The organism is Kitasatospora sp. GAS1066B (assembly GCF_041262605.1).
GTDB lineage: Bacteria > Actinomycetota > Actinomycetes > Streptomycetales > Streptomycetaceae > Kitasatospora.
The window spans coordinates 82790-100054 of record NZ_JBGCCO010000006.1; the positions used below are offsets into that span (position 1 = coordinate 82790).

Genomic DNA, 17265 nt, shown 5'->3' on the forward strand with positions numbered 1-17265 from the left:
GAGGTAGTGCCGGTACCAGGATCAGCAGGCTCTAACCACCAGTATCACGACCCCGGCAGGCTGGTCCCCATGACGGACCTTCAGACCGCGCGGTCACCACGGACCGCCCGCACCACCACCGCGGACGCCCCCGTCCCGGCCGCCGCGTCCGGCGGCCACCGCCGCCCCGGCCTGCTGCTCGGGCTCATCCTCACCGGCCAGTTCATGGCCGTGCTGGACGTGGCGATCGTGAACGTCGCGGTGCCGACCATGCGCACCGACCTGCACGCCTCGGGCGCCGGACTGCAGTTGGTGATCGCCGGCTACACCATCGCCTACGCGGTGCTGCTGATCACCGGTGCCCGGCTGGGTGCCAGGTTCGGGCACCGGCTGCTCTTCCAGAGCGGTCTGGTCGGCTTCACCGCCGCCTCGCTGCTCTGCGGTCTGGCCCAGGACACCGGGAGTCTGATCGCCTTCCGGCTGCTGCAGGGCGCGGGTGCCGCACTGATGGTGCCTCAGGTGATGAGCCTGATCCAGAAGACCTTCAGCGGTCCGGCCCGGGCCAGGGCACTGGGCATCTACACCGCGGTGCTGGCCGGTGCCACCGTGGTCGGGCAGGTGCTGGGTGGCCTGCTGGTGAGCGCGGATCTCTTCGGTTCCGGCTGGCGCCCCGTCTTCCTGGTCAACGTGCCGATCGGGCTGGTGCTGCTGGCGGCCGGGCACCGGCTGCTGCCCGAACTGCCGGTGGACCGGGAGCGCCGCTTCGACCTGGTGGGCCTGCTGGTGCTGGCGCTGGCGATCGGGCTACTGGTGGTGCCGCTGGTGCTCGGCCACGAGCTGAACTGGCCGCTCTGGGGCTGGCTGATGCTGGCCGGCTCGGCGTCGGCCTTCGCCGCCTTCGTGGTGGTCGAGCGCCGGATCGCGGCGCGCGGCGGCCAGCCGCTGATCCACGGCCGGGTGCTGCGGGCGCCGGGCCTGCTGCCGGCCGCGGTGGCGATCTTCCTGATCATGCTCAACTTCGCGGGCTTCATGTTCGCCTTCGCCCTGCACCTGCAGGCCGGCCTCGGCTTCAGCCCGCTGCACGCCGGACTGGTCTTCGGCCCGCTGGCGGTCGGCTTCGGGGTGGCCGGCCTGCACTGGCAGCGGCTGCCCGAGCGGCTGCACCTGTCGCTGCCGGTGCTGTCGCTGCTGGTGATCGCGGGCGGCTATCTGGCGCTCGGTCAGCTGCTGCGCTCGGGCGGCCGGCTCGGCGTCGGTGCGGATCTGCTGCTGCTGGTGATCGGGATGTCCTCCGGCAGCGCCTACAGCCCGCTGTTCACCCGGGCGTTGAACCGGGTGGCGGCCGCCGACGCGGCGGATGCCAGCGGGGTGATGGTGACCATGATCCAGCTGGGGCAGGTGGTCGGGGTGGCGCTGGTCGGCACGATCTTCCTCAGTTCGGTGAACTACCCGGCGCCGGCCGCGGCCTCGGGCCACGCGCTGGCCGTGACCACCTTCGCGACGCTGGTCTGCGCCGCGCTGGCGGCCGGCTTCGCCTTCCGCACGCGCCGCGCGGCGCTACCCGGTTAGTCCGGCCCGCGGTCCGTAGGTGTCCCGTCCCCGCCCCTCTCGGGTGGGGGCGGGGAATGGATTCGTTAACCGTCCCGTCGACCGTGTAAAGTAAGACCTGTCGCCGCGGGAGACCGGGGGCGGCAAAAAAATGCACATGGGGCTGTAGCTCAGTTGGTAGAGCGCTTGCATGGCATGCAAGAGGTCCGGGGTTCAATTCCCCGTAGCTCCACAGTGAACCGCAGGGCGCTCGGGACATCTCCCGAGCGCCCTGTGGCGTGTCCGGCCGCGGCGCCGTCGGACTTAGTCGCCGTCCGCTGTCGGAGCGACCGCCGCCGGGTCGGCGGGCCGGTCGGCGTCAGGCCGCCGCCGGCCGCCTGGTCAGCCGCGGCAGCACCGCCGCCGCCACCGTCACCGTGCCGAGCACCAGGAACGCCGTCCCGTACGAGGAGCGCGCCGCCAGCTCCGAGACCAGCAGCGGTCCGGCGATCCCGGCCAGGCTCCAGCCGATCAGCATCAGCCCGTACACCCCGCCCGCGTGCGCCAGCCCGAAGAAGTCCGAGGCGACGGCCGGCATGGTGGCGAAGCCGCCGCCGAAGGAGAGGCAGACCAGCGCCGCGAGCGGGAAGAACAGCTCGGGCGAGGCCACCTGGGAGAGCGCCAGCAGGCACAGGCCCTGCGAGGCGAGCATCAGCACGAACGCGTTCAGCAGCCCGGTGCGGCCCGAGAGCCAGCCCCAGAGCGGCCGGCCCACGGTGTTGAAGACGCCGAGCGCACCGGTCAGCGCGGCGGCCGCGGTCGGGCTCAGCCCGGTCAGGCTGCCGGCCGCCGGGGCGATCACCGCGAGCATGCTGATCCCGGCCGCGGTGTTGAAGAAGAGGATCAGGGTCAGCAGGTACCACTGCCGGGTGCGCAGCGCCTGGGCCGGCCGGTAGCCCATCGTGGTGGCGCCCGGGCCGCGCTGGGCGGGCACCGGCTGCGGCTGCGGCGGGTTCCGGAAGAAGGCGGCGCCGGTCAGCGTGGTCACCAGGAACAGCCCGCCGAGCACCAGCAGTGCCCGCACCGGGTTCGCCGCGAAGTGCGCGACCAGCAGCCGGGTGAGCGGCGCGCTGAGCACCGAGCCGAGCCCGAAGCCGCCGGTGGCGATCGCGGCGGCCAGCGCCCGGTGCCGGGGGAACCAGCGCTGCAGCAGGGTGGTCGGCACGATGTAGCCGAGTCCGAGGCCCACCCCGCTGACCACGCCGTAGCCGAGCAGCACCAGCCAGAAGTCGTCCCGCCCGTGGGCGCAGCCGGCCAGCAGGAAGCCGCCCGCGTAGAGTGCCCCGGCCAGCAGCGCGATCCCGCGCGGCGGCCGTCGGCTCATCAGCGTCCCGCCCAGCACGGTGCCGAGGAAGACCAGCGCGTGTGCGGTGGCGAACGGCAGCCCGGCCTCGTCCCGGCCGAGGGCGAAGCCGTTGCCGCGGGACTGGAGGCCGGCCGACAGGATGCTCCAGGAGTACACCGACCCGTAGGCCAGCTGGTTGAGGACCACGGCGGCGGCCACCAGGCCCCGGCGGCGGCCGATCCGCCGGCCGATCCGCCGGCGGGACCTGGGTGGGGCGGGGGTGGCGAGGCCGGGGCGGGGGAGCAGGGCGGACTGGGGCAAGAGGATCACCGTTTCTCGAGGGTGGAGGATTCCGGGTGTCCTACGCTGCGTGACCGCATCCGGTTACGCCGGGCTGCGGCAGCCGACCCTGAGCTGGTGAAACCGCTGGACCGTTCGGCCCTGTCCGATACGCGCGGTGATGCCGCCCTGAAGTCTCCCGGATCTCCGCGCGATGGCCCCCGGGTGCTGCCCCGAGCCCGCTACCGTCGGGCCATGGCCGATCTCGCCCGCAAGCGCAACGAAGAGCTCGCCCGGATACTGCATCAGCTCTCCTGGAGCCCCGAGCGGCTGGCCCGCGAGGTCAACCAGGTGCTGCCCGTCGGACTGTCGATCAGCCAGACCGCCCCGTACAAGTGGCGCGACCGCGGCATGGTGCCGCGGGCGCCGCACGACCAGGCGGTCTGCGAGGTGCTCAGCCGCGCGGTGGGGATCGCGGTCACCTACGGCCAGCTGTGGGGGCGGATGGGCAGCAACCGCGGCGCCAAGGTGCTCTCCGCCCGGCTGCTCACCGACCCGTGGACGGCCGACACCGCGCAGACGGCGCTGCGCGAGGCGGGCGCGCAGGCCGCCCCGGTGCGGCTGACCGACCTGTTCCGCGGTGCGGAGCTGGCCGCGGCGGTCGAGCACTGGGCCAGCGCGCCCCCGCCGCTCACCGGCGGCGAGGGCGCGCTGCGGGTGACACCCGGACAGCTGGCCGACCTGCGCCTCGGCTACCAGGGCAAGCGGCGGCTGGCCCAGGCCTGTGGCGGCGGGCTGGTGCTCGACCCGGCCAGGGCCGAGCTGTCGATGGCCGGCAAGCTGCTCGAACTGGGGGGCTACGCCGAGGACGAGCGGCTGGGCCGCGCGCTCTACGGGGCGGCGGGACGGCTGGCCCGGCTGGTCGGCTGGGCGGCCGCCGACCTCGGGCAGGAGGCGGCCGCCCAGCGCTCCTACGTGGCGGCGCTGCGGGCCGCGCACGTGGCCGGCGAGCCGCGGCTGGCGATGAGCGTGGTAGGTGGCCTCGCGGTTCAGGTCACCTACCAGGGCACCGCGCGGGGCCTGGATCCGGCCGCGCTGCTCGGGCAGGCGCTGGCGGCGGTCGGCGACCAGCTGACGCCCCATCAGCAGGCCCGCCAGCTGGGCCGCCTGGCGCTGGCCCGGGCCCGCGCCGGACAGCGGGCGGGCGCCGAGGACGCCGCCGAGCGGGCCCTGGCGCTGCTCGCCGGGGAGGGCGGCCCGCGGCGCGCCGAGCTGCTCGGCCTGGTCGGCGGCGCGTACCTGTTCCTGGACGAGCACGAGCCGGCCCGGCCGATGCTGACCGAGGCGGCGGCCGGCGCTGCCGGCGCCCGGGCCCGGGCCCTGCTGCTGATCCGGCTGGCCGACTCCTGGCACCGCACCGGCGACCGGGACCGCGCCGTCGAGGCCGCCGGCCAGGCCCGCCGACTGGCCGCCGGCATGCAGTCCCAGGTGGTCGCCCGGGCACTGCGCGAGTTCGACGTGGCGGCAGGCCCGGCGAGGGGGTCGGCGGTCGGCGGCCGGGACGGCGAACAGCGACTCGGCTGAGCCCCGTCGACCCGTCCGGGCTCGGGGCGACCGCCACGCCCCGGGCACGGCTGCGGTACCCTGCTGCCATGCGAACCGTGCGCCTGCTCCTTAGCCGGCCGCGCTGACCAGGACCGGCCGACCCCAGCGGGCCATGCCGGAGTCAGCGTGGCGCCCCCTCCTGTCGAGGGGCTTTTTTGTTTCTCCGGGCCTTTCGCGCCGTGCCCGGCAACCCCGCTGACGATTCGCGATCTGACACGATGGAGCCTGAAGGACCATGAGCGAGACGACCCCCGCTGCCACCGAGCCGTTCCGGACGCCGACGTTCAAGTACGACGCTGGCCTGGCCGCCGACATCGAGGCCCGCTGGCAGGACACCTGGGAGAAGGACGGGACGTTCGACGCCCCCAACCCGGCCGGCCCGCTGGCGCCGCACAGCGCCGCCGGTGACGTCGCGGCCAAGCCGCACGCCTTCATCATGGACATGTTCCCGTACCCCTCCGGCGCCGGCCTGCACGTCGGTCACCCGCTGGGCTACATCGCCACCGACGTCTACGCCCGGTTCCAGCGGATGACCGGGCACAACGTGCTGCACACGCTGGGCTACGACGCCTTCGGCCTGCCCGCCGAGCAGCACGCGGTGGCCACCGGCGTGCACCCCCGGGTCTCCACCGAGGCCGCCATCGCCAACATGCGCGCCCAGCTGCGCCGGCTGGGCCTGGGCCACGACAGCCGCCGGTCGATCTCCACCATCGACCCGGAGTACTACCGCTGGACCCAGTGGATCTTCCTGCAGATCTTCAACTCCTGGTACGACCCGGCCGTGAACGCGGCCCGCCCGATCGCCGAGCTGATCGCCGCCTTCGCCGACGGCTCGCGCCCGACCCCGGACGGCCGCGCCTGGTCCGAACTGTCCGGGCTGGAGCGCGAGGAGCTGCTGGGCGAGTACCGCCTGGCGTACAGCAAGGAGGTGCCGGTCAACTGGTGCCCCGGGCTGGGCACCGTGCTGGCCAACGAGGAGGTCACCGCCGACGGCCGCTCCGAGCGCGGCAACTTCCCGGTCTTCAAGTCCAAGCTGCGCCAGTGGATGATGCGGATCACCGCGTACGGCGACCGGCTGATCAGCGACCTGGACATGCTGGACTGGCCTGAAGCGATCAAGCTGCAGCAGCGCAACTGGATCGGCCGCTCCGAGGGGGCCCGGGTCGACTTCACCGTCCCGACCCACAACGGCGGTGCGGGGCAGCAGCCGATCACCGTCTTCACCACCCGCCCCGACACCCTGTTCGGCGCCACCTACATGGTGCTGGCGCCCGAGCACGAGCTGGTCGACGCGATCGTCCCGGCTGCCTGGCCGGCCGAGACGCACGCCGACTGGAAGGGCGAGGCGCACACCCCCGCCGAGGCCGTCGCCGCCTACCGGGCCGTGGCCGCCGCCAAGTCGGACGTCGAGCGGCAGGTCGACGCCAAGGTCAAGACCGGTGTCTTCACCGGCGCCTACGCGACCAACCCGGTCACCGGCAAGCCGGTCCCGGTCTTCATCGCCGACTACGTGCTGATGGGCTACGGCACCGGCGCGATCATGGCCGTGCCCGCGCACGACCACCGCGACTTCGCCTTCGCCCGCGCCTTCTCGCTGCCGATGACCTGCGTGGTCGAGCCGACCGACGGGCGCGGCACCGACCCGGCCGAGTGGGACGACGCGTTCGACACCTACGACTCGGTGATCGTGAACTCCGCCAACCCCGACGTGTCGCTGAACGGCCTGCGGGTGGCCGAGGCCAAGGCCGCCGTCACCGCCTGGCTGACCGAGCGCGGCATCGGCGAAGGCACGGTCAACTACCGCCTGCGCGACTGGCTGTTCAGCCGGCAGCGGTACTGGGGCGAGCCGTTCCCGATCGTCTACGACGAGGACGGCGTGATGCACGCGCTGCCCGAGTCGATGCTGCCGGTCGAGGTCCCCGAGGTGGACGACTACTCGCCGCACACCTACGACTCCGACGACGCCGCCAGCACCCCGAAGACCCCGCTGTCGCGCAACGAGGACTGGGTCAGCGTGCGGCTGGACCTGGGTGACGGGGAGCGGACCTACCGCCGCGAGACCAACACCATGCCCAACTGGGCCGGTTCCTGCTGGTACGAGCTGCGCTACGTCGACCCGGTCAACGCCTCGAAGGTGGTCGATCCGGCCAACGAGGCCTACTGGATGGGCCCGACCGAGCAGAAGCCGGCCGGCGGCGTGGACCTGTACGTCGGCGGGGCGGAGCACGCGGTGCTGCACCTGCTGTACGCCCGCTTCTGGCACAAGGTGCTGCACGACCTGGGCCACGTCTCCTCGGTGGAGCCGTTCCACAAGCTGTTCAACCAGGGCATGATCACCGCCGACGTCTACCGTGACGCGCGCGGCTTCCCGGTGCCGGCCGTCGAGGTCGAGGAGGTGGACGGCGGCTACGTCTGGCAGGGGCAACCGGTCACCCGCGAGGCGGGCAAGATGGGCAAGTCGCTGAAGAACGCCGTCGCCCCGGACACCATCTGCGAGGAGTACGGCGCCGACACGCTGCGCCTGTACGAGATGTCGATGGGCCCGCTGGACGTCTCCCGCCCGTGGGACCCGCGCGCCGTGGTCGGCTCCTACCGCTTCCTGCAGCGGCTGTGGCGCAACGTGGTCTCCGAGGAGACCGGTGAGCTGGTGGTCAGCGAGGAGCCGGCCGACGAGCCGACCCTGCGCGCGCTGCACAAGGCGATCGACGGGATCCGCGGCGACCTGGCCGGGCTGCGCTTCAACACGGCCGTGGCCAAGGCGATCGAGCTGAACAACTACCTGGTCAAGCGCGGCTCCACGCCGCGCGAGGTGGCCCAGGCGCTGGTCCTGATGGTCGCCCCGCTGGCCCCGCACATCGCTGAGGAGCTGTGGCGCAAGCTGGGCCACACCGACTCGCTGGCCTTCGCCGACTTCCCGGTCGCCGACCCGGTCTACCTGGTGGACGAGGCGGTGACCTGCGTGGTCCAGATCAAGGGCAAGGTCAGGGCCCGCCTGGAGGTCCCGCCGACCATCACGGACGCCGAGCTGGAGGCGCTGGCACTGGCCGACCCGGCCGTGGTCGCCGCGATCGCCGGGGCTCCGGTGCGCAAGGTGATCGCCCGGGCGCCGAAGCTGGTGAACATCGTCACGGGCTGACCGCATCAGTGGCTCACCGGGCCGGCCGCTCCGTTCGCGGGGTGGCCGGCCCGCTGGGTTCGGTCGGCGCCGGCCGTTTCCCGGCGCGATCGACCCGGACCGCTCGCAACCGGCGGCTCAGGGAGATCCCTGACCGCACCCTGATCCATCCCCGGTTACCGCTCTGCTGCGGCTGCGCGGCGGCTACCGTGGTAAGCCGGTAACCGATACGGAGCCCGGGCGAGCCCGGCTTCCGCTGGAAGGCGGCAACTGATGGACGCGATCGGCGCGGTGCTCATCCTGCTCGGCCTCTTCTCGGCCGCCGTGGTCGTGCTCGTCGTGGTGGGCGCGATCAAGGCCACCAAGGCGGTGGTGGCGAAGGTCGAGCAGACCGAGGTGCAGGCCCGCCGCGCGGTGGAGAACGTCGCCTTGAAGGCCAAGCGGTACACCAAGCCCGGTGCGCAGGGCGAGCTGGCCGCCGTCCGCCTCGGGCTGCGCACCTCGCTGGCCGGCACCCGCGCGGTGCTGGCGGGCGGGGTCGGCACGGACGGTCAACTCGCTGAGTCGCTGCGCCTGTTGGACCGCCTGGACGTGCACGCCGCCGAGCTGGACGCCGAACTGCGGATGCTGGAGCGCGAACCCGAGCCGACCCGGATCGCCGCCAAGCTGCCCGAACTGCGCGAGCGCGCGGACCGGATCACCCACTCCGCCGAGTCGATGCGCTGGGCGGCGCAGGACCGGGCGCACCGGTTCGCGGCGGACGAGCTGGGCCGGCTGAGCGCGGAGTGCGAGAGCGAGGCGGGGGCGCTGCGGCACTGGGACCGGGTGGACTCGGGGGCTTCGGCGGAGGGTGGCGATGGTGCGGGCTCTCGTGCCGCTGCTGCCTCCACGACGTCCGCTGCCTCTGCTTCCGCCGCTTCCGCCGCTTCCTCGCGCCCCGGGATCGCGGCGCGGGCCGGGCGGTTGAGCGCGGAGGAGGCGCTCAACCTGACCGAGCCGCTGAGCCGGCTCGGTCAGCGGCTGCGCAAGCCCCACCCCGGGTCCTCTCCGAGCTGACCCGACCCGCTCGGGCCCGGCTGTCCTCTGCCCGTTTCGGGGAGTAACCTCCGGCACATGCCCGCCGACCTCGCGCTTGTCACCGATTCCACGGCCTATCTGCCCCAGCGGGTCATCGACCGGCACGAGATCACGGTGGTCCCGTTGAGCGTGGTGCTGGGCGACGAGGTACGGGCCGAGGGGCTGGAGATCACCCCCAAGGACGTCGGGGAGGCACTGCGCGCCCGGCATCGCCTGACCACCTCCCGCCCCAACCCGGCGACCTTCGCCGCCGCCTACCGCGCGGCCGCCGCGGGCGGGGCGAGCGCGATCCTGTCGATCCACCTCTCCGCCGAGCTGTCCGGCACCGCCGAGGCCGCCCGACTCGCCGCCGCCGAGGCGCCGATCCCGGTCCAGGTGCTCGACAGCCGATTGGTCGGGATGGCCTTGGGCTACGCGGTACTGGCCGCAGCCGAGGCCCGCGAGGCCGGGTTCGATCCGGCTGCCGTGGCCGCGGTCGCCGAGCGCCGGGCCGCGGCGACCCGAGGCATCTTCTACGTCGACACCCTCGAACACCTGCGCCGCGGCGGCCGGATCGGCACCGCGCGTGCGCTGCTCGGCTCGGCCCTCGCGGTGAAGCCGCTGCTGCACCTCACCGGCGGTCGGATCGAGCCGCTGGAGAAGGTCCGCACGGCGTCCAGGGCGATCGCCCGGCTGGAGGAGATCGCGGTCGAGCAGGCCGGCCTGGGGGAGGTGGACATCACGGTCCACCACCTGGCCGCCGAGGACCGGGCCGAGCCGCTGGCCGAACGGCTCCGGGAGCGCGTCCCGGGTGTCCGCGACGTACTGGTGGAAGAGGTGGGCGCGGTGATCGGTGCCCACGCGGGGCCCGGGCTGCTCGCGGTGGTGGTGGCGCCGGTGGTGAGCTGACAGGTGGTCAGCTGCCGTGAACTGGGGCGTGGTTATCCACAAGGGCGGGGTTGTCCACAGGTTCTGAACGGTCTCTGACAGGCAGCGCCGGCGCTCCGTACCGTCGGCCCCATGAAACGCCTACGCACCCCTGCCGCCACCCGTCGCCTTGAGGCCGCCGACCTCGCCCGCAGCCGCCTGGCTGCCCTCAGTGCCCCAGCACCCATCCGCCCATCGCCGCGCGTTGACACGAGTGCCCCGCGCGTGGACGCCGGGTCAGCCGCGGCGGCCCGACTCCGCGCCTCGCTCGCCCAGGGTCGGTCGGCGACGGCCGCGGGTGCGCTGAAATCCGCGGGCCCGGCCGCTGAGTCTGCGCCTGCTCCTTCCTCGCCTCGACCGCCCACTGCCTCCGGTGCTGCCACTTCCGTCGGTCCGGCTGTCGACCCTGCCGCTCCTGCCGTCCCTGCCGCTCCTGCCGTCGCCTCGCCGTTGAGGCCGCCGACCTCGCCCGCCGCTGCCCGCGAGCCCGCCCCGCCGCAGACCGACTCGGCCGGTCTGCCGGATGGTTGGCCGCAGGGTTACGGTCGCCGTGCCACGCCGGGCAGTTCGGCCGCCGAGCCACCGGGCGGGGCCGCCCCCACTCCCGCTCCTGCAACCCCCGAGCCCGCGCCCCCTGCCAGCCCGCTCGCGCCCAGCCCCGTCCTCACCCGCTCCGGCGGCCGTCGCTTCCGCCTCCCCGCCGCCCTGCACTCCCTGCTGCTCGCCGACAGCAAGGCCGTGCTCGGCCTCACCGTGCTCCTCCTGCTCGCCGTCGGCTATGCGGTGCAGCACTTCTGGTTCGGCCGCCCGCAACCCGTCGCCGTCCCGGTCGGCTCCACCAGACCGGTCAGCAAATCGGCCGCTCAAGCGGAGCTCTCGACCGCACCTGCCCTCAACGCCGGCTCCGCCGCTGCGCCGACAGCGGCTCCCGACGCTGCTCCGCTCCCGGCCTCCCCGGGCGCGCCGACAGCGGGGAGCGACAGCCCGGCGTCGTCGCCCGTCGTGATCGACGTCGCCGGCCGGGTGGCCCACCCGGGCATTCGGACGCTCCCCAGCGGCTCGCGGGTCGCCGACGCTCTCCGGGCCGCCGGCGGCGCGCTGCCGGGGGTCGACACCGACACGCTCAACATGGCCCGCATCCTGCTGGACGGTGAGCAGGTCCTGGTCGGCGCGCCGTCCCCGCCGGCTCAGGGCGGTCTCTCACCAACCGGTCCGAAGGCCCCGGTGAGCCTCAACCACGCGACGCTGGATCAACTCGACGCGCTGCCGGGGGTGGGGCCGGTCCTGGCCAAGCACATCCTCGACTTCCGCAGCGCGCACGGCCTGTTCCGCTCGCTCGACCAACTTCGCCAGATCAGCGGTATCGGAGATCGAAAGCTTGCCGAGCTCAAACCCCTGGTGACCCTGTGAGCCCGCGCCCGCCCACCCGACTCCGGGGGCACTGATGCCACCTCCACCCTCCGCCGCCGGCCAGCACACCGACCTGCGCCTGCTGCTGCCCGCCATCGTCGCCTGGTGTGTCACCGCCCTGCTGCTCGGCGCCGACGCCGGGCACGCCCCGGCCTTGCTGACCGCCGCCGGCCTCGCCGCGGGAGCCGCCGCGCTCCTCCTGCTGGCCGTCCACTACCACCACCGCCACCACGCCGACCCCGACGATGAGGACCCCGACGCTGACGACCCCGACGACCCCGACGGCAACGCCCGCCACCACCCGCACGCACCGCTCGCGATGGTCGCCGCCCTGCTGCTCACCGGCGCGGCCGCCACCACCTGCACCGTGCTGCACACCGCCGACCTGCACCGTGGCCCGCTGCCCGCGCTGGCCCGCTCAACTGCCGCCGCCCCCGACGCTCCGGTCGCCGCCCGTACCCCCGTGCCCACTCCCACGCCCGCTCCAGCGCCCAGCTCCACCCACGTCTCGGTCGACCTCACCATCACCGGCGACCCGCACACCCGTACCTCCCACGCGCGCGGCTCCAACCCGGGCGACCCCGTCCTCACCGTCGACGCGATCGCCGACCAGGTCACCGTCTCGACCGGTGCCACCACCCGCACCCGCACGCCCGTCACCGTCATCGTCCAGGAGCGCGACGCCGCCGCCTGGCAGGGCCTGCTGCCGTCCGCCCGGATCGCCGCGCAGGGCCGGGTGCTGCCAGCTTCCGGGGCGGGACGGGACACGGCGGCCGCTCTGCTCGCCCAGGGGCCACCGCGTCAACTCGCCCCGCCCAGCTGGGCCCAACGACTGGCCGGTCGGCTGCGCCAGGGCCTGCGCGAGGCCTGTGCCGGGCTGCCGTCCGACGCCCGCGCGCTGCTCCCGGGGCTCGTGGTGGGCGACACCTCGGCGATGCCGGATGACCTGGACGAGGCGTTCCGCGCCACCGACCTGGTGCACCTCACGGCCGTCAGCGGCGCCAACCTCTCCATCGTGCTCGCCGTCCTGCTCGGCGCGCCCGCGCGGGCCGGCACCGCCGAGCGCGGTGGGCTGGCCGCGCTGCTGGGCGTTCCGCTGCGTGTCACGGCGCTGCTGGGCGCGGTGTTGACGGTGGCTTTCGTGACGCTCTGCCGGCCCGACCCGAGCGTGCTGAGAGCTGCCGCCACCGGCCTGGTCGGGCTGCTCGCGCTCGCCATGGGGCGGCCTCGCCAGGCGGTTCCCGCACTGGCCGGTGGTGTCCTGGTACTGCTGCTGGTGGACCCGTTCCTGGCCCGTTCCTACGGCTTCCTGCTGTCCGCCCTCGCGACCCTGGGGGTGCTCACCGCCGGTCAGCGTTGGGCGCGGGCGCTGCACGAGCGCGGCTGGCCACACCACCTGGCCGGCGGCGTGGCCGTCGCCGCCGCCGCGCAGGCGTTCTGCGCACCGGCCACGGTGCTGCTGGCACCGCGCGTCAGCCTGGTCGGCATCCCGTGCAACCTGCTCGCCGAACTCGCGATCACCCCGGCCACCCTGACCGGCTTCGCCGCCCTCGCGCTCGCCCCGCTCTCCGCCGGGCTGGCCCGGTTCGCGGCGGGGTTGGCAGGGCTGCCGACCGAGTGGCTCGCGATGGTGGCCAGGACAGGCGCCGACCTCCCGGGCGCCGAACTCGCCTGGACCCCGGGCTGGTTGGGCACGATCAGCCTGGCCCTCGCCGTGCTCGCCGCCTGCTACGCGGTTCGGCTGCTGCTGCCCGCGAAGCACGACGCCGGTAGCGATGCCGAGGCCGATGCCGATCTGACGGGGCAGCAGCTCGATGCCCCGTTCGCGTCTGGTCCCACGCCCGTGCTCACGCCCGTGCCCGTGCCGGTGCTCCCGTCTCCGCTGCGGCGGCGCGTCCGCGTGCTGGTGGCCGCCCTGCTCGTGCTCGGATTTCTGCTGCTCCTGCTCCGCCCGGCGCCCTTGGTCCGGATCGCCACCGGCTGGCCGCCCACCGGAGCCCGGCTGGTGATGTGCTCGGTCGGTCAGGGAGACCTACTGGTCCTCCCCGTCACCGGCGGACCTGGTGACGACAGCTCGGACACCGCCGTGGTCGTCGACACCGGTCCCGACCCGGCGGCGGCCGACGCCTGCCTGCGCGATCTGGGGATCACCCGGGTGCCGATGGTGCTGTTGACCCATTTCCACGCTGATCACAGTGAGGGTCTGCCGGGTGTGCTGCGCAACCGTTCGGTCGGCGCGATCGAGACGACCACCGTGGCGACACCGCCGGGAGAGGTCGCGAAGGTGACCCGCTGGGCGGCCGAGGCGGGGGTGCCGGTGCTGCGGGCGATGCCGGGGGAGCACCGTACGGCGGGGCCCGAGCTGTCCTGGGATGTGCTGTGGCCGGTCGGCGAGTTGGGCCTGGCGACTCCGGGGGCCAACAACGCGAGCGTTGCGCTGCTGGTCACGGCCGGCGGCCTGCGCCTGGCACTGCTCGGCGACCTCGAACCGGCCGCCCAGGCCGAACTGCTCAGCCGGGCGCACCCCGGACCGGTCGACGTCCTCAAGGTGGCCCACCACGGCTCGGCCAACCAGGACTGGGACCTGGCCAGAGCCCTGCGACCGCGCCTCGCGCTGATCTCGGTCGGCGCCGGCAACCCCTACGGCCACCCGGCCGCCCGCACCGTCGACCAACTACGCGCCCTGGGCACCACCGTGCTGCGCACCGACCAGAGCGGCGACATCGCCGTCCTCGGTGACACCCCCACCGCCCTGCGCGCCCTCATCCACCCCCACCCGGACAGCGAGAACGAGGATGACAGCACCACCGAAGCCGGCCGTAAGAGAGGCCCTAGCCCTCCTCGCGCCACCCCTCGTGCTCCGCGACCAGCGCGTCCACCGCTGCCACCAGCTCCGCCTGCCAGCCGCCCACGGGCTCCTCCAACACGACCAGCCACTGCGCGTCCTCGGCGTCGTCCTCCCCGGCCAGCGCATCCCGCACCAGCTCCAACGGACCGAGCGCCGGCCACTGTTCGAGCAGCGCCTCGGCCACCGCCTCGGCCTCGTCGCGGTCGGCCAGGACCAGCAGCTGCCGGCCCGTGGTCACGCCGACGGGCACGGCCGGAGGGGTGTCGAAGTCACGGGTGTCAGGGATGTCACGAGAGCTCACGCAGACCATTGTCTCCGGTGGTCTGCCGTCGGTGGCCCCGGACCTGTCGGTCGCCCATGGGATGCTGGTACGCGATGGCCAGGAAGAGTGCACCCGACGACCTGCTCGCCCCGCTGACCCTCGCGGTCGGCCAGGAGGAGTTGCTGCTCGACCGTGCGGTTGCCCAGGTGGTGGCCGCGGCGAGGGCTGCGGATCCCGATACGGACGTGCGCGATCTCGCCCCCGGCGCCCTGCAGCCCGGGAGCCTGGCCGAGTTGACCACTCCCTCGCTCTTCGCCGAGCGCAAGGTGATCGTCGTCCGAGCCGCGCAGGATCTCGCGGCGGAGTCGGTGAAGGAGCTCAAGGCCTACCTGGATGCGCCGGCCGATGAGGTGATCATCGTCCTGGTGCATGCCGGGGGACCGAAGGGCAAGGGCCTGCTCGACGCGGCCCGCAAGGCCGGCGCCCGCGAGGTGGCCTGCGCCAAGCTGACCAAGGCCGGCGAGCGGATCGCCTTCGTCCGTGGCGAGTTCCGCACGCTCGGCCGGTCGGCCAGTCCGGAGGCCTGCCAGGCGCTGCTGGACGCGCTCGGGGGTGACCTGCGGGAGCTCGCCGCCGCCTGCAGCCAGCTCACCTCCGACGTCGAGGGCACCATCGACGAGCGCGTGGTGGCCCGCTACTACAGCGGTCGGGCCGAGGCCACCGGCTTCGAGGTCGCCGACCTGGCGGTCACCGGTCGGGCCGCCGACGCGCTGGAGCGGCTGCGCTGGGCGCTGGCGGTGGGCCAGCCGCCGACCGGCATCACCTACGCGCTGGCCTCCGGCGTGCGCAGCATCGGCCGGCTCGCCACGGCGGACCGCTCGATGCGCCCGGCCGACCTGGCACGCGAACTGGGCATGCCGCCGTGGAAGGTGGACCGGGTCCGCCAGCAGATGCGCGGCTGGACCGGCGACGGCGTCGCCGCCGCGCTGACCGCGATCGCCCAGGCCGACGCCGCCGTCAAGGGCGGTTCGGACGATCCCGCCTATGCCCTGGAGCGCGCGGTGGTCGCGGTCGCCCGGGCGGCTCGCGCCGGCGCCCGCCCGTACTGACGGACCTCAGCGGCAGCACAAAAGCAGCACAGGGGCAACGGCTGTGCGCGACAACCCTGCTCGCGCTCACCCCCGCCCGCTCACCCCCGCCCGCTCAGCCCCGCCCGCCCAGTGCCCGCAGCGCGTCGCGGGCGTCGATCACCACGGCCTGCCGAATCCCGTCCCGGTCGGGCACGGGGTCCTTGCCGGCCTCGTAGGAGCCGGTCCAGGACAGGTAGAAGACCGCCCCACCGTCCCGGACATAGATCAGCTGGGTCACGAAGTGCTGGTTGCGGTCGGGGCCGCTCTGCAGGTCCTGGTACCCGGTGAAGGCCTGGCTGCCCAACTCCGGGACGTCGCCGGTCTGGAACTGCCGCTGCGACAGGGCACTGCGCTCCGACTCGAACTCGGCCGCCGGGTTGACCGCGTGGTGCAGTGACGTGTCCAGGTACACCGAGACGTAGCCGGCGTCGGTGGCGGACCTCTTGAGGTACTCGGTGCAGCTCATGTCGTCGAGTGCCTTGGTCCGCGTGGTGAAGTGGTTCGGCGTCCCGGCCGAGACCGGGTACAGCTGGCCGAGCCGAGTCAGTGGCGCCGTGGCGCACAGGTTGTCGGTCACCCGGTACGCCCCGGTCGACAGTGCGGCGGAGGGCGGTCTGACCATCCCGGGCACGGTCCACACCGCCACCGTCCAGAAGACCGAGGCCACCAGCGCACCCGCGAACCCCCACCGGGCCCGCCGCAGCAGTCGCCGCCCACGTGGCACGGGCGTGGGCCCCTGCACGGGTTGCTCGACCGGTGGTTGCTGGGGCGGCAGTTGCTGGGGCGGCAGTTGCTGGGGCGGTTGGGCCGGCAACACCGGATAGCCGTAGCCGTAGCCGGGCTGAGCCTGCGGCGGTGTCGACATGGGCGGTCCCCCAGGAGGCGGCGGAGAGTGATGAGCCGGGATCGGAGCGTTGCTCGACGATATACCCGGCGCACCTCCCCACCCCCGACACCGACAACGGACACAACCCCGCCCGCGCCGGCCCCCACCCGCGCCGGCCCCCACCCGCGCCGGCCCCCGCAAACGCCCCGCCCCGCAAACGCCCCGCAAGCGCCGACAGGCGCCGCGACGTCCCAGTGAAGGGACTGCCACGGCGCCTGCCGGTCGAGCTGTGCACCGCACCCGCGTGGCGAACGCAGGCCGCGTGCGGTACGAGTTCGTGCGCCCTGGGGGCTCCGGGTAGAGGGCCGGACGATCACCCGAGGGATACTGCGAGGTACTGCGGAGAGCTACGGCGACGGCGTGCCGCCGCCGAGCCAGGCGAGCGGTGCTCAGGCCTGGGTGGCGACGACCTGCTTGGTGATCGCCGACTTCTTGTTGGCGGCCTGGTTCTTGTGGATGACGCCCTTGCTCACGGCCTTGTCGAGGGCCTTGGAGGCCTCGCGGGCCAGCACGGTGGCCTTCTCGGTCTCACCGGCGGCAACGGCCTCGCGGGCCTTGCGCAGCGCGGTCTTCAGCGAGGACTTGACGGCCTTGTTGCGCAGGCGCGCCTTCTCGTTGGTCTTGTTGCGCTTGATCTGGGACTTGATGTTCGCCACGAAAGAGCCTCAGTCTTATCTGATCGATCGGGTCTGCGGGTGTTGCGTCCTTCGCTCCGGACCAGCTGAGAGGGCATGCCGAAAGCGAGGTGCAGCGCCCCACGCTACCAGGGCCCGGCCGCGCCCCCCAAACCGGCGGGTGGCGGCGGGCTCATGGGAAGATGGACGGAACCCTGGTATTTGAGACACAGTCCAGGGCTCCTGGATCGGACGACAGCGTCCGGCCCCCCCCGGACCAAC

10 protein-coding genes and 1 tRNA gene are annotated in these 17265 nt (G+C 73.8%); 8 read left to right on the forward strand and 3 right to left on the reverse strand.

Translation table 11 applies throughout. The features are described from left to right. Positions 1-69 precede the first annotated feature (69 nt). Entirely contained in the window at positions 70-1548 is a 1479-nt protein-coding gene (locus ABH937_RS08265; protein WP_370217714.1) for an MFS transporter, read from the forward strand. Positions 1549-1686: 138 nt separating this feature from the next. Beyond that, positions 1687-1759 (forward strand) — tRNA-Ala (locus tag ABH937_RS08270). Between the two features lie 126 nt (positions 1760-1885). Here the strand turns inward: ABH937_RS08270 and ABH937_RS08275 are convergent. Then, positions 1886-3172: an MFS transporter gene (locus tag ABH937_RS08275; protein ID WP_280690366.1), complete on the reverse strand. Its 1287-nt coding sequence runs from the start codon at positions 3170-3172 to the stop codon at positions 1886-1888. A gap of 213 nt (positions 3173-3385) precedes the next feature. Here ABH937_RS08275 and ABH937_RS08280 point away from each other — a divergent pair, with 213 nt between their 5' ends. From ABH937_RS08280 to holA, 6 genes are all read left to right on the forward strand, one after another. Next, the gene (locus ABH937_RS08280) at positions 3386-4714 is read left to right on the forward strand and encodes a hypothetical protein (protein WP_370217715.1); all 1329 of its coding nucleotides are present in this window, start codon (positions 3386-3388) and stop codon (positions 4712-4714) included. A 256-nt stretch (positions 4715-4970) separates the two neighbouring features. Next, the gene (leuS, locus tag ABH937_RS08285; RefSeq protein ID WP_280690364.1) at positions 4971-7871 is read left to right on the forward strand and encodes a leucine--tRNA ligase; all 2901 of its coding nucleotides are present in this window, start codon (positions 4971-4973) and stop codon (positions 7869-7871) included. Between the two features lie 252 nt (positions 7872-8123). Beyond that, positions 8124-8906, forward strand: coding sequence for a hypothetical protein (locus ABH937_RS08290; protein ID WP_280690363.1), 783 nt, complete (start codon positions 8124-8126; stop codon positions 8904-8906). A 57-nt stretch (positions 8907-8963) separates the two neighbouring features. Further along, positions 8964-9815 carry a DegV family protein gene (locus ABH937_RS08295; protein ID WP_280690362.1) on the forward strand — a complete coding sequence of 284 codons (852 nt, stop codon included), beginning with the start codon at positions 8964-8966 and terminating at the stop codon, positions 9813-9815. A 468-nt stretch (positions 9816-10283) separates the two neighbouring features. Continuing rightward, positions 10284-11243 (forward strand): helix-hairpin-helix domain-containing protein, encoded by a 960-nt coding sequence (locus tag ABH937_RS08300; RefSeq protein WP_370217716.1) that lies wholly within the window; start codon positions 10284-10286, stop codon positions 11241-11243. A gap of 34 nt (positions 11244-11277) precedes the next feature. Continuing rightward, positions 11278-15462, forward strand: coding sequence for a DNA polymerase III subunit delta (gene holA, locus ABH937_RS08305; RefSeq protein ID WP_370217718.1), 4185 nt, complete (start codon positions 11278-11280; stop codon positions 15460-15462). A gap of 94 nt (positions 15463-15556) precedes the next feature. On the opposite strand, the gene ABH937_RS08310 is transcribed toward holA, so the two are convergent. Further along, entirely contained in the window at positions 15557-16348 is a 792-nt protein-coding gene (locus ABH937_RS08310; protein WP_370217719.1) for a hypothetical protein, read from the reverse strand. Positions 16349-16758: 410 nt separating this feature from the next. Further along, complete coding sequence (gene rpsT / locus ABH937_RS08315; RefSeq protein WP_280690358.1) at positions 16759-17025, reverse strand: 30S ribosomal protein S20; 267 nt, start codon at positions 17023-17025, stop codon at positions 16759-16761. Positions 17026-17265 lie beyond the last annotated feature (240 nt).